The sequence below is a fragment of the Anabaena sp. AL93 genome (assembly GCF_001672085.1).
Classification (GTDB): domain Bacteria; phylum Cyanobacteriota; class Cyanobacteriia; order Cyanobacteriales; family Nostocaceae; genus Dolichospermum; species Dolichospermum heterosporum.
This window is the reverse complement of the sequence record NZ_LJOU01000043.1, coordinates 22,318-46,521: the sequence shown is the minus strand read 5'-3', so window position 1 is coordinate 46,521 and position 24,204 is coordinate 22,318. Positions and strand designations below refer to the sequence as shown.

Genomic DNA, 24,204 nt, shown 5'->3' with positions numbered 1-24,204 from the left:
ATACAATTTGACTCATTGATTTTATTAATGAGTTTAAGTTTTAATGCTGTTTTTAAGTTTATTTCTAGAAGGATATAAGTTATGATTAAGTCTTGATAGACTAACAATAAAATTATATTATATTTTCTGCCAGAAACCACCCTCATTCTTTATTGCTTCTTATTGAGAATGTATCTGAATCAATTTTCCTATCTAAAATTTGTTTTTTTATAGATAAATGTATTCTTTTACTCATTTTTCATCAATTTACCTCCGTAATCACCGTTTGTGACAGTCAAGGGTGCGGAATGTGGGTTATAGATAACGAAGATATACACCTTCACCACATTGATGGCAATCACAATAACCGGAAACCCAACAATTTGATGGCAGTACATCAATCCTGTCACCAATATATCCACACCAGCAAAAGGGAAGCCTGAGACTGTCGGGAGCCGGATACACGGAAACGGGTATGTCCGGTTCTAATTGGGAGGGGCGGGAGATAATACTCCCCCTCGACCTAACTCAATACCAAAAAGGCTGAAAGTTTTACTTCACCTTACCCTGTGCCAGTCACTATGCAATTTGCTGCTCATCCATTGGAGTCAGATGAATTACTAACCGCTGATTAAGAGCATGAGCGATTTTTTGCAGCATGGAAAGAGAATGTCCTTCATAGTCAGCATCTTCTAGCCGTGCAATTACTGGTTGTTTTGTGCCAATCAGTTCAGCCAACTGTTTCTGCGTTAACCCAGCTTTGGTTCTGGCTTCATATATTAACTGTGCCACTTCTGCATTAATGGTAGATACCGCTACCATTGCCTCAAGTTGAGGATCAGTACGAGTCATCTTGTCGATAATTTTAATCGCATCCTTAGTCTTGGACATCATCATCATCATCATCCTCGTGGTAAGTGTGCGCTTCTGGGCTTTCCTCAAATAAACGCTTTCGCGCTATCGCTCGTTCGATATCAATTGCTGGTACTGCTGCTTGTTCTTTCGTAATGGCTTGTGCCAGAATCGCCACGTTTTGCCCATGAAAGAAGTACAAAATCCGGTACTGGACACGAATATGCTTTGCCCGCAATTCATAAATTCCATCTCGCAGGTAATCCGCTCCAGGGCGACGCAGTTCGTATCCTAATGCCGCAAGCTGCTTGATGCGGGCTACACAGTTTGCATATCCTTTGCGGTCTTCTTTTAAAAGTCGCGTCAACCATTCCAGAACAGGTACTTCCCCATCCTCCTCCTGGTAAAAAACAACCTGGGTTTCAGGCACTGCACACTCTCTCACCATATCAATATTGTTATTATACACCAACTCGGATACTTTGGCACAATGACCTCTATGTTGGACTGGTTGCGGACGAGTGTGGGAATAACAGTTAAGCCAGGAACTAAAGGCATTATGATTAAAGGTCAAAACAATACTCTGCCGGCTTTGCTCGTTTGGCTGTAAGGTTTATCCTGAGAGCAGTTGCGACATCCTTGAAGCCTACAAAGAGTATCAACCGAGACTACGCAAAGAAGAAGAATCGCCCCCAACTAGAAAATGAGGCGATAGCGAAGCGCTCTGTAGGAATCGCCAGTAGACTAGAAAATCTGCTAAGTCCAGCGATCGCTGCTTATACTCAAAACGGCTAGAAGCTGGACTTTTTTATCATACAAAGAATAAGTTCAAAGCCTCTCCAGTATTAAATATTATTCCTTTTCCCTCTCCTCTTAGGAGAGGGTTAGGGAGAGGTGCAAAGGAGAGGTTTACCAGAGGGGTTTCATATTTGGTTAAACTATGAACCGTTTGCAGTATAAATTATTAATAATGGTGCGTTACGCTGTCGCTAACACACCCTACTGTAGAGTACCAAAATCAAATTTTCGATGATTATGGTGTTTCTGGAAATGTTTGCACTTTGCTATCAGGACTGAGGATAACTCGGATTCTCAAGTTTTGCCCAGCTTTATTACTAGAAACAAAGGGTTTGCCAATTTCGGGAATACCACTACTATCAATGTATTCTCTGGCGACTTGATTTAATGGTAAAATTCTTTCGATTTTGCCGTCAATACTCAATGTTAAACTATATTCTAGAGTTTGAGAAAGTCCGGTTGGTGGTTGCCAACGCTTGTTGAGGTATTCTCTCGCTTCTGCTATTTGAGGTGTATCAAATAACGTTTTATTATCAGTAGATGGGGTATCTGAGGTGGGTTTGGTTGCGGTTCTTAATCTGCTTGCTAAACTATCTTGATTTTCTGTTGGAGATGGCTGTTGTGGGGTAGTATTTCCGGCAACACTTGGCAATAATTCCGCAGCAGCAGGGGTGGGAATTAGGTTAGGAATATTACTCAAATTGTTGTTGGGGATGGTGGCAATAGACTGGGATGGTTGGGTAATCTCAGATGGTACATTCTTGGATTTGGGGGGATTTATTCCTTTTTTATTGGGAATAGTTGAAGCATTGGGGATGGCTTTTGTTACTTTTGTGATGTTGGCATTGGGGATGATGCCTGGTAGGGGAACTTGTGAAGTTAGGGGATAGGAGGAAGTATCGGATGGTATGGTTAATGGCGGTTGAGATGTTTTTGATGGTGCGGCTGGGATGGTTGCATTAGGAAAGGAAAGGGGTGGTGCGGGGGTACTCAGGTTAGGAAGTGGTGGTGTTAGTTGGGGTTGAGGGGTGATTAACGGCAGAGACGGTGTTGGTATAGGATCTTGTCGAGTAGGTTCTATAGCAACTGGTTCGGGAGACTGGAGGGCGTTTTTGGCGACTTTCTGGCGATTTTTCTGAATGTTATTGGCATATTGCCAGGTGAATGGTGTTAAACCGGCTGCTAATACTAAGACTGCGGCGATAGGGGCCCACTGAGGTAGACTCGGTTTAATAATTTGATGGCTGGTAGTTGGTAAGACGACCATATCAGATGAGTATTCGTCTAAAGCTGTTGCTAAATCAAATAGTTGTAGTAAACTCAGTTCAATTACTTGTCCAGATGTTTCGTTAGCAAGATCACCAAAAAAGAGTTGATGAGTTAAATTATGACTGGGTTCTAAATATGCTTTTGTTTGGGAAGTTTGGGTTTTAAAGGATGGGATATTTTGGGTAGGAAGGAGAGATGGGAGAATGTCTGTTAATTCTGGTTCTGATGTTGCGTGGGGATGATCACTGCCTAATAAGGTAATACTAAAATCTTCCGCAGATTGTTGCAGAAGCTGTTGAACGTAGGTGGTAACGACATCACATAAAATTTCTAGTTGCTGGCGATCGCCCTCAATGAGGATTTTACTTGCTTCTGGTAGTCGCGGATCATCAAATCGCAAGCTAAAACTGAGATCACTAATCACCGTTTTGTCTGTCCACCTTGACAAAGGGGAATTTTGCGCTGATATTTCTAATGTACAAGTCGGGGGGGTATAGCGACGAATTACAGAATTGGATGGAGACATAACAACAATTACAAAGAAAAAAAATAGTTATTTTGGATTTTAGATGGGGAATGAAAATCAAAAATCCCAAATTATTTTGTGGAAAGGTCTATGAGTGCTAACCACAACCGCCGATGTCCACCAGATGCACTATAAAAGAGTAAATTTATTAACAGTTTCAGGGCGAGGTTGGTCAGCAAATCTGTTGATGTTGCTTCTTCCTCTTCCATCCGGTCTTGGTAGGTATTACAAAAAGCGTCTATATAGTCTCCTAATAGGGCGGCTTGGTGAGGTTTTTGCTTATTTGCTGTCAATTGTTCTAATAAACCTACAGCCCGACGAATTAATTCTTGGTGTTGTTTGGCGAGATGGCAGATAATGAGAACTAGCGATCGCGCTTCTTCCACATCTAACTTTTTCCGTCCCCCTTGACTTTTGCGGAGGGGATTGGACTGCCGCAATCGCCACAATGCTACCCGATCTGGTACTTTGGATTCTAAGTTCAGACTAACTGCGGCTGACAGCATGGCTTCTGAACCAATACCAGTTAAGGTTTCTAGGGCTAATAGCACTAAATCTAACTGAGTTTTAATATTTTCCCATTGAGTTGTGTTTGGGACTGGGATTTGGTTTAAATCCTCCCAAGGTGATTTTGGTATAGTCGGATTAGCGGTTGAGTGCATAACTTTTAGCATAAATGATCAGGCTGAAAGAAGTTGTGACCAAAAATATGGGATACAAGCCCCGTTCTTCTAGGATGGCTTTATGGGAAACTAGATATAGTCGCCATAGGGCATTAGGAGACTATAAACGAACGTCGAGGGATGGTAAGACTAAATCGAAATAGCACAACCCAATGAAGCGTTAAGGAATCCTCGGACTGATTGACGAGGAGGTATGTCAATGTTACCTATTTGGAAACGAGATTGGGAATGGGTAATTGGTGATTGGGAGTTATTTCTCCCTGCCCCCTGCCCCCTGCCTGTTCCCTGTTCCCTTTAGATATGAGCAATAGTAACACCAGTACCACCATCGGCTTGTTCTGCTGGTTCGTAGTGGGTAACTCTGGGGTGTTGTTGTAAGAAAACGTGGACTCCTTGCTTGAGTTTACCAGTACCGTGTCCATGAATAATCCATAGGGGGCCAGCGGCTTCAGAAATAGCTTTATCTAAGATGTATTCGGCATCGGCTACTCGTTTTCCGCGCAAATCCACAGTATTTTTGGAGGTACGAATAGCTGGGGCTGGTGGTGGTGTAACTATCGTTGGGGCTGGTTTTGGTTTAACTATGGGTTCGGGTTTTTGTCCATCTAAGGATTCTATATCTTGGAGTTGGACTGTCATTTTCATGATGCCAAAACGGACATTAAAGTTGCCGTCAGCATCAGGAATTGTTAAAACTTCGGCGGTTTGACCTAATTTGGGAATTCGTACGCGATCGCCCACTTTCGGCATAAACCCAGGCTTAGGTTTAGGTGGTGGTGCAGGTTCGTATTTTTGGGCAATTTGACTTAGGGATGCGGTGGCTTGTTGGGCATCTTGGGCGTTAGGTGTGCCTTTTTGCAAGCGGCGGATTACTTGGGCAATTTCGCCTTTGGCTTGGGTAATTGCTTGTTGAACGGCGATTTCTTGGGAAGCCCGCAAATCTTTTTCTCTGGCTTCTAAGGACGCGGCTTTGTCAGAAACTTCTTTATATAATCTTTCGGCTTGACGTAATAATTTTTGGGCTTCGGCGGCTTTGGTTTCCTGATTGCGACGTTGGGCTTCTAAACCGGCGATAACTTGGTTTACTTCGTCTGTGGCTTCTCCCACTTGAGTTTTCGCTGCTGCTACTACCTCTGGTTTTAAGCCTAAACGCAAGGCAATACTCAGGGCGTTAGAACGTCCAGGAATCCCCCACAATAGACGGTAAGTGGGTGAAAGTGTGGTTTCGTTAAATTCTACGGAAGCATTTTCAAACCGAGGATCTTCGTATTTTAATGCCTTGAGTTCGCCAAAGTGGGTACTAGCCATTGTTAGCTGGGTATGATTGGCGAGATATTTCAGTAAAGCGATCGCTAATGCACTTCCTTCAACGGGATCTGTACCTGCACCAACTTCATCAAGTAGAACTAGGGACTGGGGACTGGGGATTGGTAGTTTTATTTCTTCTTCTTTCTCCCGACTTCTGGGCGGGGTTTCCCCGCCCCTACTGACTTCTGACTCCTGACTCCTGACTCCTTCTTCTTTTTCTTCCTGATTGTTGGGCGCAGGCCCTGCGCCCCTACCTCCTGACTCTAATGCTTCTAATATTCGACTAATGCGGCGAATATGCCCTGAAAATGTGGATAAACTCTGTTGTAAAGATTGTTCATCCCCAATATCAGCTAAAACTTGCGAAAACCAAGGCATTTCTACGGGTTCACGGGCGGGAACAAATAAACCTACTTTCGCCATGATAGCGGCTAATCCCAAGGTTTTTAAGGTGACAGTTTTTCCACCTGTATTGGGTCCGGTAATTGTAACTACCCGAATTTGGGGACTAATTAACAAATCTACAGGTACGACTGGATTTCCTTGTTCATGCTGCTGTTGCCAGACTAGCAAGGGATGGCGCAGATTTCGCAAGGTGATAATTTCATTGTCTTCTCGATTCACAAAACGTGGGGGATTAGAACCTATCCACAGACTGTAACGGGATTTGGCAACTGCTAAATCTAAGGTGGTGACAATAGCTAATAATCTTTCTAAGTCTGGGGTAACTGCGGCCACCTTCTCTGTTAAAGTCCGGCGAATTACTTCTGCTTCAGTTTGTTCTTTTCTGATGACTTGCCGCAGTTGATTACCCAATGGTACGACACTATTAGGCTCTATATACAGGGTTGCACCACTGGTAGAGGTGTCGTGAACAATGCCGGGAATTGCGTCCTTTTGGGGGGCTTTAACGGGGATAACAAAGCGATCGCTTCTTTGGGTAATTAACTGTTCTTGAACAGCGCCCGATTTAGCTTGAATAATATTTTGGAGTTTTTGGGTGATTTGTCCGCGAATTCTCCGCAATTCTATGCGAATTTCCCCCATTTTCTGACTAGCACGATCAGTTACTTGCCCCCGTTCATCAATACAACGGTGGATTTCCTGTTCTAATTCGGGGTAAGTCCGCAATTGGGAAACTAAATCGGATAAAACCGGGACATTTTCTTGATTATCAATAACACGACGTAAATTTCTTGTTCCTGCCAAGGTAGTAGCGATCGCCAACAGTTCCTCACCAGGTAAAATACTTTGGAGTATTGCCCGTTCCAGGGAATCACCAATATCCTGTATTCCCTCAAAGGACAACCCTGGATGTAAACGACTTTCCAGTTCGTAAACTTCTTTGGTTTGCGCTAATAACTGTTCACTTTCTACCTGAGTCTCAGGAATCGGCAGGTTACGCGCAACTATCGCCCCTAACTTAGTTGCCGCAAAGGTGGAAAGGTGCTGGCACAGACGGGGCCACTCTAGTAATTCTAAGGTTTCAGATTGGATCAAGGTTTCAACAACAAATCTGAAATTATCGTAACAATTTTAGCCCCTAGAAGACTACATTTTCCAGGATAAAATTTTCCGGTGTCCATTCGTGGGGGAAGCATGGGGAGAAGAGAGGTAGGGGAGGTAGGGGGTAGGGGAGGTAGGGGAAGTAGGGGGGGGCAGGGGAGGGAAGAACAGAAGTTTTTTCCGTCAAACCCACATTCAGCATGAGTAACTTAGAGCTTTCTTAAGTAATTGGACAAAAATATTTACAGTCATTGCGAGCGAAGGGAAGCAATCACAACCCTTGGAATTGCTTCATTTCACTTCGTTCCATATGGCTAACGCCACGCAACGCTTACGCAATGAAATTGTGTAATTAATTCTGTCTCACTACTTAAAGTATTTGATTATGGAGGTAATTGCTGAAAATTTAGAAAAATTTCCGATTTTATCCCGTATTATTACAGACAAGCATATATCATAATAATCAACTCTTTAAAAAAACTTCTCAGGTGCAATATGAGTTCAGAATCCCATGTTAAATTCACAATTACTCTTTCCAATCCAGATTTAGATGCAGAGGAGCAGGAACGGGAAACACGGAATCTGCTGCGAGACATTAAAGACTTAGATGTGGAAAGTGCTGGACTTGTAGAAGTGACAGAAGTACCAGAAGGAGGTAAATCTGTTGGTGGTTTTTTGGTCGGGGCTTTACAGGCTGAGGTCACTATTAGTAATTGTTATAAATTGTTGGCATGGTTGGGCGGCTTGCGTAACAAAACTATTGAATTGGAAATTGAAGTCAACGGCAAAAAAGTGAAAGTGAAAGCCAATGGTCAGAAAGAACTAACAGCAGCACTGGAATTAGCACAAAAATTTATTGCAGGTAACTAAGAAATTACACAATATAAGGAAAGAATAACGAGATGGCGAAAGTAGCACTACTAATTGCAGTTAGTGAATATGAATCTGGACTGAACCCATTGCCAGCGACAATTAAAGATGTTGAAGCCATGCAGCGAGTTTTACAAAACCCAGAAATTGGTGGTTTTGAGGTGGAATGCCTATTAAATCCTGATCCTCTGCAAATGCAAACAGCTATTGAGAACTTGTTTTTAGGTAGTCAAAGAGATGATATTGTGCTGCTTTATTTCTCTGGACATGGGATTAAACATGATAATGGCAAACTTTACTTGGCTACTAAAAGTACCCGAAAAAATGAACAGGGAGAACTGAGTAGAGCCTCCACAGTTCCAGCCGATTTTGTCCATGACATCATTAACGATAATCGTAGCCGTTCCCGAAGACAGGTCATAATTTTAGATTGCTGCTTTAGTGGTGCTTTTTCTCCTGGTACTAAAGGTGAAGATGATATATCTTTGAATTTTGAGAAGGTTCAATTGGGTGGAGAAGGTCGAGCCGTTCTCACATCTAGCACTTCAACTCAGTATTCTTTTGAATCTGTTTACACTCAATATTTAGTCCAAGGAATTGAAACTGGTGAAGCTGATGAAAATAATGATGGTTTTATTTCTGTTAATGAATTACATCAATATGTTCAAAGAAAAGTTCAAGAAGGTAAACATGAAATGAAACCGCAGATTCAAGCGGTGATTAAAGAAGGTTTTAACATTGTGCTAACTAAAGCACCTATTCACAACCGGGAAGATATATACAAGGTAATAGTTAAGTCTTGGATAGCTGATGATGGTCAGATTTCTAAGACCGCACGTGTGGCATTAATGGAGCAACAAAATCGGCTAGAAATAGAACCTGACAAAGCTAATGCAATTGAGGCAGAAGTTTTAAAACCTCATAAAGATTACTTGAGAAGATTGGATTTATATAAGACACAATTTCTCAGGATAACCCAGGAAAATAATCCGACTAGCGAGATTAATCATGATGAATTAAAAAGGCTACAACAAGAATTGAGATTGAAGAATGAAGATGTGGACAAAATTAAGAATCGTAAAATTTCCCCAATCCCTCCACTGAAGAAAATTATTCTATATTTGCCTAAGATCAATCTTTTACAATACGTAGTAGTTGGCATGATTGGAATAATGATTGGTTATGTATTTCGACAACCACCTATTGCAAATTCCTGTGATAAAGAGACATATAGCTCGAATGACAGAATTAGTTTAGGTGAAAAAATTCTCTTAACACAAGATAAAAACCCAGATAAAGAAGCTGGAGTTAAAGCATTTTTAGATGGTGATTGTAAAACTGCTATTGAGAAGTTCGAGAGCTATCGCAAAGCTAAACCAACAGACCCAGAAGCATTGATTTACTTGAATAATGCTAAAGCTCGTGAAAATAGAAATAGGCTCAAAATTGCTGTCAGCGTACCCATTGGTACTGATCCGAATGTTGCTAAAGAGATGCTACGCGGTGTTGCTCAAGCTCAAGATGAGGTGAATAATAATAATAGTGGTATCAATGGTAAAGCTTTAGAAGTAGCGATCGCTAATGATGATGAAAATCCTTTCACTGCTCGAAATATTGCCAAGGCATTCGTTACCGATAAGAAAGTATTAGCTGTAGTAGGCCATTCTTCTAGCGATCTCACAAAAGAAGCAGGTAAGGAATATAACTCTGGAGAACTTGTAGCTATTTCTCCTACTAGCACTTCTATTGGAATTTCTAATTTTAGCCCCTATGTTTTTCGCACAGTTCCTAACGATAGACTCGCAGCAGAGAAATTAGCCGAATATATGGTGACAAATTTGCAAAATAAAAAAGCAGCGGTTTTCTATCATTTTGATAGTGCTTATAGTGATTCCCTAAGAAAAGAGTTTGCTAAGGCTGTTCAAAGCAAGGATGGACAGGTACTTGAGACATTTGACTTGTCCAAGCTTAATTTTAATGCAACTACTGCTGTAAAAAAAGCGATTAGTCAAAACGTAGAAGTCTTGATGTTAATACCCAATTCTATCACAATGGACAAAGTACAGGAAGTAGTTAAAGAGGTTAAAAAGAATCAAAAACAGTTAAATTTACTGGGGGGAGACGTGCTTTATAGTCCAAAGATTTTAGGAATTTGGGGAAAGCAATTTGAAGGTATGGTGGTAACAATTCCCTGGAACATTGATAGTAATCCCAAATCAAACTTTGTCAAGAATTCCAAGACATTGTGGAAAGCTCCTGTGAGTTGGCAAACGGCGACAAGCTATGATGCAACGCAGGCAATAATTGGAGCTTTAAAGATAAATAACACTCGTAATGGAATACAAAAAACGCTTCATAGTTCAAGTTTTTCAGCTAATGGTGCAACAGGAAAAATTCAGTTTTCAGAATCAGGCGATCGCATAAACAATAACATTTTCTTAACCAAAGTTCAACAAAACTCCACCACTAAAAAATACGAGTTTGTGCCGATTAAACCTTAATTTTACAACTTTACTAAATAGCAATTACAAATTATCCCTAACCCAACTCCTAAAATTCCGCATAGCCTGACTTCTCCCAATAGTCAAACACTGCTGCACATACTCATTAACTAATTCAATAATGGGAATATCAGGAAAATTAGGACTAGATGAAGATTTTATATATTTCCCTTCCCGTAACAAGAAAATCTCCAAACCTTGTTGTTGATATCGCCAAAGTTCAGGAACTCCCAAAATCTCATAATTGTCAAATCGAGTCCGAGAAGTAATATCAATTTCAATAGCCAAATCTGGTGGTGGATCTATATTTAAATCAATCCGATTTTTCCCAATTACAGCAGCTTGATTTTGAATATAAAAACTGGTATCTGGTTCTACAGCTTGTCTCATTCTTTCATTTTTAAGTGTTGTCGAACCAAAAGGCTCAAAATCAATTTCTAATTTATCTAATAAAATTCTGACTAATTCACCAAATATTTCTTTGTCTTTTTCATGTTCAGGTAAAGGAACCATAATTTCTAACCAACCATCACTATAAGAAATACGTGCAGCACGTTTTTCTCCCATTTCTTCTAAAATATTTTCTAACTTCTGCCAACTAATATCCTTGAGTAACATTTGTTGACCAGGGTTGACAATAATTTGTTGCAGTTCTAAAAGCATATCGCCTCAGAGATAGATATGTACCTCATAACACCGGGAAGTGCTGTAAGAGCTATATTAGCTGGGATGGATACTGCACTTCTTCTAATTTGTTGAACCATAGCATATAGCTCGTCTTTGGGAAAAAGTTTAGTGAGGAAATAGCACTTTTCAGCAATATCCATGCCTTTTTGCCAAATCATTAAGTCTTTAAAGTCATTAATATCCGACATTCTTCCTGTTCCCTGTTAAGAGTTCCCTGTTCCCTAATCTTGTTAGTTTAGCATACTAAGTCCGGCAGATCCCCTTAAATTCAGTTACAGGTTTACTAATTACTAACTTAGTCGGTAATAAAAGAGTCTCATCCTTGGCTTTACCATCATTGGGTTTAGATAACATCAGGTAAGAAACTTTCTCCCCATTTGACTTGAACTTTACCGCTAGGACTAAATACAACCTTAAATTCAGTTACAGGTTTACTAATTACTAACTTAGTCGGTAATAAAAGAGCCTCATCGTTGGCTTTACTATCATTGGGTTTAGATAACAATTTTGGTAAAGGAGTAATTGACAGTAAATCAACTGCTAATTTATCAATTGGTTCATAGGAAACAATTCCGCCATCCGTATCTATTAACACCCGATAAACCAAATCCCGATCAAAATTAGCAGATGTTTCCGTAGATTCTTTTTTACTAGATTTTTGCCAATTCTGGAAAATTAGTTTTTGGAGATCCTCTTGTAATTTCTGGATCTTTTTCTGATCGGTAATAGCTGTCAGCGGATTAGCAACAGAAGAGTCTAAACTAGAGGGAATTTGTTTAGGTATCAGAATAGCTCCAGCTTGCAGAGGAATTGGTGTTTTGAGACTGTTTTTTTCTAAATTCAGAGCATCACCAATTAAATCATTAACTTTTTTCTGATCATTAACACTTAACAACTGATGCTGAAACACGACATATTTATATTCCATAGAAATTTTCCTCTCAATCACACTGATTGCGTGTGCAGCAGCTTCATGAGCCTCATAACTAGGGGATTCATCTACAATTGATTGTAGCGGTTGATTGGGATCGAGCAGCATATTTGCAAACTTAAGAGTTAAAGGCACAATGCCATACACATTTATCTTTTTCTCTAAACCCAATTCCTTAACTGCTTGCAGAGCAATTTCTGTAGTCATTTCCGAACCACCCCATAAAACATTTATCTTTGGGTGGCGTTTGAGCATCGCTTTCACCTTATCCACATCTTTTGGGGTTCTAGCATCAGTTGTTCCCGTTTTCGTCCACTTGACATTGGCATCTTTCATCCCTTTGAAAAAGCCCTGTAAATAAGGATAAAGACGGGTTGAATCTGCCCCATCCACTAAACCCAAATTTAGCTCTTTTACCTGTTTTCTATTATTATCTAATGCCGCACTTCCGATATACCGCCCTAGATCGTAACCCATATTAAAAGAGTCGCTTTCGTAACAAGCAAACACGACTTTCTGAGCTGCTTTGGGCAAGCAATCACCAATATTAACTACCACTACACCGGAAACATAAGCCTGGAGAATACCAGGTACAGATTTCTGTGGATCTAGAGGTCTCATAATGATCGCATCAATATCTTGGCTGAGTAGTTGTTTGATCCCTTGAGCTTCTTCCTGAACAGTTTCTCCAGTTTTAATGGGGATAATTTCGACTTGCTTATTTTCCTTAGCCAGCCTTTCTAAGCCTTGTTGATACAACTTATAGGTTGCGTTATCGTTGGGAACAATAAATCCGATTTTATAATTGTCTGGAGTGTCTTTGATAGTTTCTGCTTCCCAGTTTTTATCTTTGGCAGCTTTGTCCCAATTGTAAGATCGTTTTAGTTGATCCACTGACCAAAACTTAGCTCGTTTCAGGTTAGCACCCTCAAATTCAGTGCCAATTGTGATTGTTTCATTCCTCATATCTACATAGCGAAGCAAAGCTGCTTTGAAATTAGCTTTGTAGAGATTAGCACCTTGAAGATTAGCACGGCTAAGATTAGAACCTTGAAAATTTGCTTGGTTGAGATTTGCCCCTTCTAGATTAGCCCATACCAAGCGGGAATTAATTAGTGATGCTTTTGATAGATTGGCATCTTTTAAATAAACAAGGCTCATGCGAGAACTGTCCAGATTTGCTTCTTCTAAATCGGCCTTCTCTAAATTAGCAGCCCCGAGAACTGCTCCTTTGAGGTTTGCTCCCTGCAAATTTGCGCCTCGTAGATTTGCTCTCTCCAGATTTGCGCCCTCTAAATTAGTTTTCTCCAGATTTACACCCTCAAGGTTCGCTCCACTTAAATTTGCCCCAGACAAATCCATTCGAGAAAGGTTAAATCCTTCATACTTGTAAAACTGTGGTGGCCATTGGGCAATGCTCGTCCATTCCAATTGGAATTTATAGCATTTATTGAGTTCAATTCCTTCTAAGTGGGCATTGGGAGCAGATTCTCCTAACAGACTTTGACAGGATTTATTCAGCTTTTTCATAGCCTCGATTCTTGAACTAGAATATTCAACTCTGCTCTGATCTCTAATTTCCTGTCTAGCATCATCTAAAACTTGTTTTTCTCGTTGCGGAGCTTCTATAAAATAAGCTCCCATAGCTGCTAACAGTGTAAGTTGACCAATGACTGTGGCTAAACTATACAAAGAGACATTTTCACACCAGTGAACAAAGTCCCCCAAACGCTGATCTAAAAACTTTAGGGGATTGAGCCAGAAATACTCGTTTATGTTAGACATTTTTGCTATACAGTGACTTTCCCACATCCGCAGATAGGTTTCAGGCGGTATATCTAGTCGTTTCGCTTCCTGAAGTATTTTGTACTCTCGTTTGACAGGATCTTCAATAGCAGCAACTTGCTTAAAGCTATGCTCTAAATTCTGTGAAACTCCTTCTAATTCTAAAATTTCAGCTTGTTCTTCAGGTAATATCTTAGTAGTTATATTCTCTGTTACTTCCGTATACGTATATAGTATGTCTTTTTTCTGATTACTACCTGTAGTAATTTTTTGTAGCTGTTGAACATTTGCAGTTGGTCTGCGTCTAGAAAAACGATTAGTCATAATTAATGGTGTATTTGATAAAAAGACTTAAACTTAATGGTTCTTAGGTACTTGTTATGCTAAACCGAGAAGTTGAGAGAAGGGAACTCTTAACAGGGGAAAAATTTTAATTTTCTAGTTTTTTGATAAGACTAATAATCATTCTACTTTCTTCTTTTAATAAATTAAGAATCATTTCTATATCTTTTTCTGAACATAATCCTACTCGTTTAGATAAAATTAGGTGAGTTTCTAATTCATTAACTGACCCTTGCAATATGTTTAAAAATCTTATAAGTAGGTGGGCGTTAAAAATTGTCGTTGGGGCAAGGGAACAGGGAACAGGAAGAGAGTTTTGAGTGATTTTACTTTTCTTCACATACCTTTAAATTGCCAAATCATTAAGTCTTTAAAGTCATTAATGTCCGACATTCTTCCTGTTCCCTGTTAAGAGTTCCCTACTCTTGTTAGTTTAGCATACTAAGTCCGGCAGAGCCAACATTTTTATAACTTAACCAGTGTAGATATGAGCCAATCTCAAGCGACGAATCATCTCACGACGTACCTCATTTTTAACTCGTTCACCACGTCTCCAATGTTCTAATTGAATATTATCAATGTAGAACCTTACAGAAAATTGCATAGAAGAACCTTGAATATCTGTGATTTGAATTTGTGGTTCTTTCCAAGCAGTAGATGACTCTTTAAAATTAGTTTCTATCCAATCTAAAAACTTGACTGCATAGTCATCTAATCTAGTTTCATTAACACCGGGATTGGAAATTGTTTGAAACAATTTACTAAGTTTGATTTTTAAGACTTCAATTTTCTGTTCCCATTCTTCAGGTAAGATATCTCGATCTTCCAAAACTAAATCTGGATCTTCTAACCAAGCTTCATACCAAAGTCTCACTAAGTTAATTAGGTTTTGTTTTCCAGGGGCTTCTTCTTCTAACCAGGAACGTTGTCGTTTACCCTTACGTTCTGTAATCACAACCATTCCCATTAGGTCTAATATCTCCATATAGTCCTTCATGAGACCTTTCATTTCTTGTACATCTAACCCACCCTTTTCTACAATTATAATGTCTTCAATTAATTTCTCAAATGCAGCGTTGATTTTATTTAACTGAATATTGATTTCTTTTTCAACCAATATCCGTTTCCGTCCAGCTTCTTTTTTAGAAAGCTTATCTTCCTCACCTTCTTTTAACCCATAGAAGCTATCTAACGATTTGAGTTTTTCATCAAAATTAGCTAAAGTATCTGGATGTCCAGCCACAATTTCTCGCAGAATATTTGTTGCCATCATAGCATCCGCATCAATTCTCACTGCTACAGGAATTGTATAAGCATAATGAGTAGTAGGACGGCTAAGGTTAGTTATAGTTTGATTTCCTAAATTAGCATTAGGTACATACACTTCACAATGCTCATTAATCAAATACAATTTTGTTACCCGAATACCAATTTGTTTGATAATTGCTAATGAACCATCGGAAGTAGCAATAATATCTCCAAACTTAAATGGTGTATCAACTAAGAGAACCAACCCACTGAAAAAGTTGCTTAAAATATCTTTCACTGCTAACCCCAGTACAACAGTGATACTACCTAGAGCTAATCCTATTCCCGATAAATCTACACCAAGTGAACTAAAGAATAGGGAAATACCAATAATATAAGTAACTACTGGGATGAAATTCTGCAAAAGAGGTATTAAAACATCATCCCAAACAGCTTCTGTTTGCCTTGCATAAGCCTTCAAATAGGTGACGGCTGCTTCAGTGAATAACTGAGTAATCCAGTAAGTTAAAGCTGCTATGAGAAAGGCTGTGATTCCTTTCTGAATCCATTTCATTATCTCCCCTGAATCACCTAAATTGAATAGAGCAATTTTCAGACTAATCAGGGTGAAAATTATAGTCAAGGGAGTTTGGGAAACGCCAAGAATGAGAATTAATGTATCCTTTTCCCATTTGCGAACAAGAGGCCGCAAGACAAAGAAAAGTCCTACATAAATGGCAAAAGAGATTCCCGCACATAAACCTAAAGTGAAAAAGAACGTACCAAATTGTGCCGCAGTTGGCATAGCTAGTAGTGCTGTAGCTACAGGTTTAGTCGGTGAAGGTGATGATGCTGCTGCTTGACCAAGAAGATAAATCATTGATGCCTGTCTAAACTATTACAATTTTCAACAAATTGAAAAGATCAATTATCTAAAGAATCTCAGAAAATAGGAATATGGATAGAGTAGAGTAATAAATAAATTAGATTTTCTTGATATTTCTACTTTATTTACTACTAAGTTTGACCACATTTGTCATGTCACTATCCAATCTCAGAAATTAACCTCTAATGTGATTGATATTTGATGTATCTCTTATTTATCTAAGTGTAATTTTTAGATAATACTTTATTTTTACTCAAATTCAGCAATTAAATAATGGAGGAGTTCGCTTAAAAAGCTTCTGTAGTTTCGATTGTATTGTTATTTATATATTTGTTACAACAAATTTATATTGCAATTATTACTGATTCCATCCCTGTAATTTCCGCTAAAATCAACATCTGAATAGTTGTTAAACAGGAGAAATTAGGCGTGCCTACACTCGGTGTTAATATTGATCATATCGCTACCATTCGTCAAGCACGGCGCACAGTAGAACCAGATCCCATAGCAGCGGCAATTCTCGCAGAACTAGCGGGTGCAGATGGCATTACAGCCCATTTGCGCGAAGATAGAAGACATATTCAAGATAGAGACGTGCGACTATTGCGGGAAACGGTGAGAACCCATTTAAACCTAGAAATGGCAGCAACAGCAGAAATGTTAGCCATAGCCCTAGATATCAAACCCGATTATGTTACCTTAGTACCGGAAAAGCGGGAAGAAGTAACAACAGAAGGTGGTTTAAATATTGTCGGACAAATTGCTAGAATAGGAGAGATAGTTGATAAGTTGCAAAATGCTGGCATTCCCGTAAGTTTGTTTATTGATGCCGAACCACCACAAATTGAGGCATCTGTCAAGGTAAAAGCCAAATTTATTGAACTGCATACAGGACAATATGCAGAAGCCAAAGACGAAACAACTCGCCAAAAAGAACTAGCTTTATTAGCCCAAGGCTGTGAACAAGCCATTAAAGCAGGGTTACGGGTGAATGCCGGTCATGGACTCACATACTGGAACGTTTACCCCATTGCCGCCCTTCCAGGCATGGAAGAACTCAACATCGGTCATACTATCATTAGTCGGGCAGCTTTAGTAGGTATTGAAAGAGCAGTTCGAGAAATGAAAGAAGCAATGCGGGGTAATTGGTAATTGGTAATTGGTAATTGGTAATTGGTAATTGGTAATTGGTGATTGGGAAATATATTCCCCCCTACATTTTGCCTCTTTGGACTAGTAGGTCGTCAAATTTATTTTGACGGGTAATGATCGGAAAAAACTTCTGTTCTTCCATCCCCCACATCCCCCACATCCCCCACATCCCCCACCTCCCCTACCTCCCCCACCTCCCCCACCTCCCCCACCTCCCTGCTTGACAGACTACTAGAGGGGTGTTAGCTGCGTAATTCCAGAAAATTAGAGTCACATTTGGAAACTTCAAACTTCTATGACTTCTCAACAGTCTAACAACTTGCCCCTATGGGTACAAGATAGAGACAAGGTAATTGCAGCCAGCACTGATGCTCAATGGCGCAATCAAAAATCTCCTGACTATAGCCGTTCTCAGCAAAACCTAGCAAAAGAGAGTATCCACCATCATCTCGAAGGTACACTGGAAGCTATTGTCGAAAACCTGGTAAGAACCTTTGAAATGGAAGTGTCATGGAAAACTAACCCCGCACAGTGGTTATCTATCGTCAATGACAAATTCCGGGTAACAAGCAATGGTGGTCAAGAATACACCGCTGCCGAATTAGGTAAATCAGGTACTTATAATTTATTTATGGCTGATTCTGAACATTACAAAGCTTCAGAGGAAAGTTTTGAATCATCCCATGATATCTTTCATAGTACCTTTCCTCAAGGATTTCCCTGGGAAGTATTGGCGGTTTATTCTGGTCCTCCCAATGTTACATTTAAATGGCGACACTGGGGACATTTTCAGGGTAAGTATAAAGGTTATGCACCCACAGGGAAAACAGTTGAAATTATCGGTATGAGTGTTGCTCAAGTTACCGACGATTTAAAAATTGTTTCCTTAGAACACTATTTTGATAATGCCCTATTTTTAGAAAGCCTGACAGCAGGTGGCAAACTAGAAAATAGTGAAAATAAGGGCAGTGGTTGTCCTTTTGGTTCTTGGTTTCAGGGATTGAAGAAAAGTTAATCGCTCAGGGTACAGATTCAACACTGTACCCTGAAATTATAGCAGATCCCCGACTTCTGTTTTCATGATGTTAATAAATGATGAATTAATACTAGAAGTCGGGGATATTACCGCAGTAACCTAAAATTATAGATTAGTCAGCAAGCAAAGAAAATGCAAACATACTATTACGTTTTGGCCAGTCAACACTTTCTTATGGAACAAGAACCAATAGACGAAGTTCTCAAAGAACGGACTCGTAACTATCATGAACAAGAAAAAGAAATTGATTTTTGGTTAGTTAAGCAACCCGCTTTTTTAGAAACACCAAAAATGGCAGGTATTAAAAAGAAATGTCCCCAACCTGCGGCGGCCATTATTTCCACCAATTCGCAATTTATAACTTGGCTAAAACTGCGGTTAGAGTATGTGATTACTGGAGAATTCTCCGCCCCTAGCGACACTATACCAAATCCATTAGCATCCCTTACCACAGCTTCTTAATAGGGAACAGAGAACGGGGAACGGGGAACGGGGAATATATAAGAATTTCACCTCTTCCCCAATGACCAATTACCAATTACCAATGACCAATTACCAATTACCAATTACCAATTACCAATGACCAATTACCAATTACCAATTACCAATTACCAATTACCAATTACCAATTACCAATGACCAATTACCAATTACCAATGACCAATTACCAATTTATGCAAATATTAACAATCTTACCAAGTGCCTTATTACTAGCAGTTACTCCCTTAATTAGCAATATCAATCCTGTTATTGCTCAACAAAATCTTACTAATTGTCAACCACCAAATGCGGGAGAATATTTATTATTAGTAGTAAGTCCCACAACTGAAAATCAAAAGCAGTTGCGTAGTGCATTACCGACTGAATTAAAAACAGTTACTTGCAAATATAATAATCAAACAGTAACGCGAATTGGTGGGTTTAAAAATATTGATGATGCCAATCGCTGGGCAAGGTATATTCAGAATATAGTTGGTTTATCTGCCATTATCACCACTCGCGCTACCCAACAAGCACCTCAACAAGCACCTCAACAAGTACCACAAACAACACCAAAATTACCAACTTCAAAAATTAGCTATAACCCCAAAATATTAGGGGAAGGTTATGCAATTCTGGTTGATTATTTTAACCGTCCAGAAATGGTTAGTAGCCTGCAAAAATCCGTAGGAGGTGATGTGGGTTTTGTCTCCTATGGACAACGCCCTTACCTGTTGGCAGTTTATACTACCAACCAAAAAGAAGCATATAATACATTACAAAAACTCAGCGAAAGCGGATTTGTAGCCATATTAGCAGATGGTCGGAAAGTAGTTTTACTGCGCTCAACCGTCCGTTAAGAGTTAGTTAACAACTGACCACTGACGACTGACAACGAACAACCGACTAATAAACAGCCCGTGCTAACCAAGAAATAGCTACACCCAAAACTGAACCAGCGATAACTTGAACTGGTGTATGTCCTAATAATTCCTTGAGACGGTCTTGAAAAAAGTCCGGTTTTTCATGGAATAATTCATCAATCATTTGATTGAGGATTTTTGCTTGCTTACCAGCAGCTTGACGCACTCCAGCGGCATCATACATAACGATGATAGCAAAAACTGTAGCTAGAGCAAATTCTGGAGATGCCCAACCTAAAGTTTGGCCAACGCCGTCTGCTAGGGCTGTTACTAGGGCTGAATGGGCGCTGGGCATACCTCCAGTAGTTACTAAAACACGCACGTTTAATTTACGATGTTTGACTAACTCAACGATAAGCTTTAATCCTTGAGCTACAAAACAAGCTACAAGCGCAACCAGCAGCACCCGGTTGTTAACAATTTCGCCTATGTCCTGCATGGTATTTTGGTGAAGTTAGTAAGTGTAAGCAGTGATTGTATGGAGGAAAAACGGCAGTAGAAGCCAAAATTTAGTTAAAATCCACAATTGGGCTTAGTTATTGCGGCTGATGATAAAGTGAGCGAGCGCTTGCAAAGGAATGGCTTTTTCACCATAGGATGCTAATTCAGCACAAGCTTGAGCAACCAGGTGTTGAGCTTTAGCGCGAGATTCTTCAATTCCCCACAGACTAGGATAGGTAACTTTCTGGGCTGTGAGGTCTTTCCCAGCGGTTTTACCCAACTGCTCTTGGGTAGCGGTGATATCCAGAATATCATCAATGATTTGGAAAGCCAGACCGATATTTTGAGAATAACGAGTTAATTTTTGCACATCTTCGGCAGATGCACCAGCAATAATTCCCCCACAAACTACACAAGCTTCTAACAAAGCTGCGGTTTTATGATTATGAATAAAATTCAGGGTTTCTAAGGAAATATCTGACTTACCTTCCGATTCTAAATCTACCACTTGACCACCGACTAAGCCAGCCGCACCCAAGGCTTTACCGAGGCGAATGATGACTTGTAAAACTCTATCCCTAGGTACATTTGTAGGAGTTTGGGCGGCTACGTGTTCAAAAGCTAAAGCCAATAAACCATCTCCTGCCAAAATAGCCACATCTTCACCATAAACTTTATGATTTGTGAGTTTACCGCGACGATAATCATCATTATCCATTGCGGGTAAATCATCATGAATCAATGACATGGTATGGATCATTTCTACGGCACAGGCTGTAGGCATGGCCATTTCTATTGTGCCACCAATCATGTCAGCAGTAGCGAGACAGAGAATAGGACGAACTCGTTTACCTCCAGCTAAGAGTGAGTAGCGCATGGCTTCATAAATCTTTTCTGGATAAACGACGGTAATGGAATTGTCCAAAGCTTGTTCGCAAAGCTGTTGTCGTTGTTTGAGATAGGTAGCGAGGTTAAAACTAGCCGACTCTGATTTTTTTGGGGTTTCCAATCTTTTATCCGTTGCTACCATGCTTTGTATTCCTCTTGACTTTTGAAAATATTGGGTTGTTTGTGATCTATGTACCAATTTTACGGGGGTTTGGGGCGGAAACACTCACAGGATTTTAGATTTTGGATTGAAAATCTTAAAGAGTTTCAAGTCCCCGAATTTGTGCGGGGAATAAATCTAAAATCCGCTGTTGATTCCCGTTGTACTGAGGAATCATGAATATTCATAAAAATTATTTCTCAGTTGCCTGTTGTTTGTAAATAGCTAGAAACAGTATTTTGCAATAACATGGCTACTGTCATTGGACCGATACCACCAGGAACAGGAGTAATATATTCTGCCACATTAGCGATCGCTTCAAATTGAATATCACCAACTAACCGACTTTTGCCATTACTATCTGTAACCCGGTTTATTCCTACATCTACCACAATTGCGCCCGACTTTACCATATCAGCACTAATCATGCCGGGAATACCGGTGGCAGCAATCAAGATATCAGCATTTTTGGTAATATCTTGTAAATCCTGGGTTTTAGAATGGGCAATGGTAACTGTAGCATTAGCTTCTAGTAGCATCAAAGCCATCGGTTTACCTACTAAAATACTCCGTCCTACAACCACAGCTTTTTTGCCCTGTAAAGGAATTTTATATTCTGCTAACAATCGCATCACACCGGCAGGAGTACAACTGCGTAAACCTGTTTCACCTCGCACCAGTCGTCCTAAGTTCACGGGGTGGAGTCCGTCAGCGTCTTTATCCGGTGCAATTTGATGTAATAGACTGACAGCATCTAAATGATTGGGAAGGGGTAACTGGACTAAAATCCCGTCTACTCTTTCATCTTCGTTGAGTTGGGCAATTACTTCCTCTAATTCAGTTTGGCTGGTTTGGGTAGGAAAGTGGTTACCGAAAGAGGCGATTCCGACTTTAGCACAGGATTTTTCTTTGTTACGAACATAAGCGGCTGAGGCTGGGTTATCTCCCACCATTAATACCGCTAATCCAGGCGATCGCCCAATTTTACCTTGTAATTTGGCAATTGTCTCGCTAAGTTCTTGCTGAATTTTATCGGCTAATGCTTTACCATCAAGGATTTTGGCGGTTTGTTTCATAAGGGAATAGGTGACAGGTGACAGAGAATTGTTTCTTATTTAGTGCTTACGCACAAATCACGGAATAACGAACCACAGAGTCACAGAGGACACGGAGAAATGAGGGTTTCAGAGATATTTTCCGTAAGTCCTGTTATTTTTGTCTGTTCTGCACTTTCGTCCCTTCATTTTCTCATTTTCCCAGTCCCCCTAAAATTTAATTTTTAAAGTACAATAATTACTCACCAATTTTCATGACGCAAGTTGCGTGAATATAAGCTAAATCGCATACCCCAACCAGCTATCCATCGTGCAAGATACCGACTCTATGAATGATATTGCTGCTGCACTCCAACAGCCAGCAGATTTAGACTTTGCATTACCTGATCCAGAAGATGAACAAATTCCTGAGTCCGATTTTTTACAACAACTTGATGTAGCATGGCAGGTATGCGATCGCTTTGATTTACAAACAGAAATTTGGCGTGGTCGCATTTTACGCGCTATCCGTGACCGAGAGAAAAAGGGCGGAGATGGACGCGGTGCGGGTTTCCTTAAATGGCTCAAAGAACGCGAAATCAGTAAGACTCAAGCCTATAGTTGGATTCAATTAGCCAATAGTGCTGATACCTTGATATCAGATGGCAAACTGAACCCAGATACGGTTAATAACTTTAGTAAACGGGCATTTGTAGAAACCGCCAAAGCGTCTCCAGAAGTACAACAGATGGTCAGTGAAGCTGCTGAGAAAGGCGATCGCATTACCCGCAGAGAAGTCCGTCAACTCAGCGACGAATGGACAGCCATGTCCTCCGATTTATTACCAGAAGAAGTCAGGGAAAAAGCGGCAGATAACAGTCTGCCACCGCGCTACATTGCCCCTCTGGTCAAGGAAATGGAAAAACTGCCCGAATTGCACCAAAAGGCATTACAAAGGGATATAGCCGCCAATCCTGACGTTGATACAGTCAAACAAGCCACCTCAGAAGCTAGGCAATTAGCTAAATACCTCAAATCTGCCGCCCAAGTGCAAGCCTTAATCGCCGAAGACGTAGATATTGAAACCGCCTTAGAAGAAGCCCAGAGAGTCGGTTGTTTAAGTATTGCTGCTGACTTGGTAAATCAGGCATCACAAATTGAACAAACCATTGGCAAATTGTATATGACCTGGAAAAAAATCAGTAGTTTAGCAGATAGATTATATGTAGATACTGGTGCAAGTACGCCCAATTTGCGATCGCTCCTCACCTGCATAGAACCTCTAGGAGGGGAAATCATGGAACTGCAATTAAGCGGAACAATAGAACACACAATTAGATTACAGATTCAGGAAACGAGTTAGACTCAACTTAAACATGAAAAAGGCGGTTAGAAACCGCATCTACACAAGCAAAACCCACCTACTTGGGTTCAAACCCTTAATTTTTCTTTATTAGTCCGCGCAGGCGGACTTTGTTTGTATAGCCGTGAATTATATTCGCCGGGGCTGTTACGGCGCTAATTCCTCCATTTTCTTTGCCAGTTCCACATCTAAATTGCTGATAGCATTACCGATATCGTGGGTAATAAGATTAACCTGAACAGTATTGTAAACATTAAACCATTCCGGGTGATGTCCAAGTTTTTCCGCGTGAACACCCGCACTAACCATCCAACCCAACGCCGTTGCAAAAGAGCTAAATTTATATTCTTTGTATAATTTGCCCTCTTTGATTTGCCATCCTGGTAAACTATTCAGGGCTAATGTTAGTTCGGTTTCGCTCAATTTTTGGGCTGCCATTTTTCTAACCTACACAGAGATTTATAGATACTAATCCTCTCTAATTATCATCTTTTTCTGTGTTTATGCTTCCATCTTTTGAGTAATATTTGCTGATACTTAGGGCTTGCTGAATAAA

The 24,204-nt window shown here is 40.1% G+C and carries 22 protein-coding genes; 8 read left to right on the top strand and 14 right to left on the bottom strand.

Going from position 1 to position 24,204, the window contains the following annotated elements; genetic code table 11:
- Positions 1 to 558: 558 nt before the first annotated feature.
- Entirely contained in the window at positions 559 to 870 is a 312-nt protein-coding gene (locus AN486_RS13080) for a helix-turn-helix transcriptional regulator (protein ID WP_039203067.1), read from the bottom strand.
- Positions 857 to 1,261 (bottom strand): type II toxin-antitoxin system RelE/ParE family toxin, encoded by a 405-nt coding sequence (locus AN486_RS13075; RefSeq protein WP_039203161.1) that lies wholly within the window; start codon positions 1,259 to 1,261, stop codon positions 857 to 859. The genes AN486_RS13080 and AN486_RS13075 overlap by 14 nt, the downstream gene beginning before the upstream one ends.
- A 209-nt stretch (positions 1,262 to 1,470) precedes the next feature.
- On the opposite strand from AN486_RS13075, the gene AN486_RS13070 reads away from it, so the two are divergent.
- Complete coding sequence (locus AN486_RS13070; protein WP_160290008.1) at positions 1,471 to 1,626, top strand: hypothetical protein; 156 nt, start codon at positions 1,471 to 1,473, stop codon at positions 1,624 to 1,626.
- A gap of 238 nt (positions 1,627 to 1,864) precedes the next feature.
- On the opposite strand, the gene AN486_RS13065 is transcribed toward AN486_RS13070, so the two are convergent.
- From AN486_RS13065 to AN486_RS13055, 3 genes are all read right to left on the bottom strand, one after another.
- Positions 1,865 to 3,424, bottom strand: a complete 1,560-nt coding sequence (locus AN486_RS13065) for a DUF4335 domain-containing protein (protein WP_290600976.1) — start codon at positions 3,422 to 3,424, stop codon at positions 1,865 to 1,867.
- A 71-nt stretch (positions 3,425 to 3,495) separates the two neighbouring features.
- Entirely contained in the window at positions 3,496 to 4,098 is a 603-nt protein-coding gene (locus AN486_RS13060; RefSeq protein WP_039203062.1) for a DUF3038 domain-containing protein, read from the bottom strand.
- A gap of 303 nt (positions 4,099 to 4,401) precedes the next feature.
- On the bottom strand, positions 4,402 to 6,915 hold the full coding sequence (locus tag AN486_RS13055) for an endonuclease MutS2 (RefSeq protein WP_053538317.1): 2,514 nt from the start codon (positions 6,913 to 6,915) through the stop codon (positions 4,402 to 4,404).
- Between the two features lie 501 nt (positions 6,916 to 7,416).
- Between AN486_RS13055 and AN486_RS13050 the strand changes: the two genes are divergently transcribed.
- Positions 7,417 to 7,791: a hypothetical protein gene (locus AN486_RS13050; protein ID WP_290600973.1), complete on the top strand. Its 375-nt coding sequence runs from the start codon at positions 7,417 to 7,419 to the stop codon at positions 7,789 to 7,791.
- Positions 7,792 to 7,823: 32 nt separating this feature from the next.
- Positions 7,824 to 10,292, top strand: coding sequence for an ABC transporter substrate-binding protein (locus AN486_RS13045; RefSeq protein ID WP_290600971.1), 2,469 nt, complete (start codon positions 7,824 to 7,826; stop codon positions 10,290 to 10,292).
- A 24-nt stretch (positions 10,293 to 10,316) separates the two neighbouring features.
- Here AN486_RS13045 and AN486_RS13040 read toward each other — a convergent pair whose 3' ends face one another.
- From AN486_RS13040 to AN486_RS13020, 5 genes are all read right to left on the bottom strand, one after another.
- Positions 10,317 to 10,955: a Uma2 family endonuclease gene (locus AN486_RS13040; RefSeq protein WP_290600970.1), complete on the bottom strand. Its 639-nt coding sequence runs from the start codon at positions 10,953 to 10,955 to the stop codon at positions 10,317 to 10,319.
- Positions 10,946 to 11,167 (bottom strand): four helix bundle protein, encoded by a 222-nt coding sequence (locus AN486_RS13035; RefSeq protein ID WP_081424158.1) that lies wholly within the window; start codon positions 11,165 to 11,167, stop codon positions 10,946 to 10,948. Before AN486_RS13035 ends, AN486_RS13040 begins: the two co-directional genes overlap by 10 nt.
- Before the next feature lie 155 nt (positions 11,168 to 11,322).
- Positions 11,323 to 14,019, bottom strand: coding sequence for a pentapeptide repeat-containing protein (locus AN486_RS13030; RefSeq protein ID WP_290600967.1), 2,697 nt, complete (start codon positions 14,017 to 14,019; stop codon positions 11,323 to 11,325).
- Between the two features lie 106 nt (positions 14,020 to 14,125).
- On the bottom strand, positions 14,126 to 14,377 hold the full coding sequence (locus AN486_RS13025; protein WP_081424159.1) for a four helix bundle protein: 252 nt from the start codon (positions 14,375 to 14,377) through the stop codon (positions 14,126 to 14,128).
- A 132-nt stretch (positions 14,378 to 14,509) separates the two neighbouring features.
- Positions 14,510 to 16,165: a mechanosensitive ion channel family protein gene (locus tag AN486_RS13020; RefSeq protein WP_290600965.1), complete on the bottom strand. Its 1,656-nt coding sequence runs from the start codon at positions 16,163 to 16,165 to the stop codon at positions 14,510 to 14,512.
- Between the two features lie 435 nt (positions 16,166 to 16,600).
- On the opposite strand from AN486_RS13020, the gene AN486_RS13015 reads away from it, so the two are divergent.
- The 4 genes from AN486_RS13015 (at position 16,601) to AN486_RS13000 (ending at position 19,699) form a co-directional block, all read left to right on the top strand.
- Positions 16,601 to 17,323, top strand: coding sequence for a pyridoxine 5'-phosphate synthase (locus AN486_RS13015; RefSeq protein WP_015079172.1), 723 nt, complete (start codon positions 16,601 to 16,603; stop codon positions 17,321 to 17,323).
- 295 nt (positions 17,324 to 17,618) lie between these two features.
- Positions 17,619 to 18,338 (top strand): ester cyclase, encoded by a 720-nt coding sequence (locus AN486_RS13010; RefSeq protein ID WP_290600962.1) that lies wholly within the window; start codon positions 17,619 to 17,621, stop codon positions 18,336 to 18,338.
- 153 nt (positions 18,339 to 18,491) lie between these two features.
- Positions 18,492 to 18,821: an MgPME-cyclase complex family protein gene (locus AN486_RS13005; protein WP_053538323.1), complete on the top strand. Its 330-nt coding sequence runs from the start codon at positions 18,492 to 18,494 to the stop codon at positions 18,819 to 18,821.
- 212 nt (positions 18,822 to 19,033) lie between these two features.
- A complete protein-coding gene (locus tag AN486_RS13000; RefSeq protein ID WP_081424348.1) occupies positions 19,034 to 19,699 on the top strand; it encodes a hypothetical protein in 666 nt (221 codons plus the stop codon).
- Between the two features lie 46 nt (positions 19,700 to 19,745).
- Here the strand turns inward: AN486_RS13000 and AN486_RS12995 are convergent, their stop codons facing one another.
- The 3 genes from AN486_RS12995 to folD form a co-directional block, all read right to left on the bottom strand.
- Positions 19,746 to 20,201, bottom strand: coding sequence for a divergent PAP2 family protein (locus tag AN486_RS12995; protein ID WP_015079166.1), 456 nt, complete (start codon positions 20,199 to 20,201; stop codon positions 19,746 to 19,748).
- Between the two features lie 93 nt (positions 20,202 to 20,294).
- Positions 20,295 to 21,233 carry a geranylgeranyl diphosphate synthase CrtE gene (gene crtE, locus AN486_RS12990; RefSeq protein WP_290600961.1) on the bottom strand — a complete coding sequence of 313 codons (939 nt, stop codon included), beginning with the start codon at positions 21,231 to 21,233 and terminating at the stop codon, positions 20,295 to 20,297.
- Between the two features lie 218 nt (positions 21,234 to 21,451).
- Positions 21,452 to 22,327, bottom strand: coding sequence for a bifunctional methylenetetrahydrofolate dehydrogenase/methenyltetrahydrofolate cyclohydrolase FolD (gene folD, locus AN486_RS12985; RefSeq protein ID WP_168637174.1), 876 nt, complete (start codon positions 22,325 to 22,327; stop codon positions 21,452 to 21,454).
- Between the two features lie 289 nt (positions 22,328 to 22,616).
- On the opposite strand from folD, the gene AN486_RS12980 reads away from it, so the two are divergent.
- Positions 22,617 to 23,648 (top strand): hypothetical protein, encoded by a 1,032-nt coding sequence (locus tag AN486_RS12980; protein ID WP_039200963.1) that lies wholly within the window; start codon positions 22,617 to 22,619, stop codon positions 23,646 to 23,648.
- 147 nt (positions 23,649 to 23,795) lie between these two features.
- Here AN486_RS12980 and AN486_RS12975 read toward each other — a convergent pair whose 3' ends face one another.
- Positions 23,796 to 24,086, bottom strand: coding sequence for a 4a-hydroxytetrahydrobiopterin dehydratase (locus AN486_RS12975; protein ID WP_039200962.1), 291 nt, complete (start codon positions 24,084 to 24,086; stop codon positions 23,796 to 23,798).
- Positions 24,087 to 24,204 lie beyond the last annotated feature (118 nt).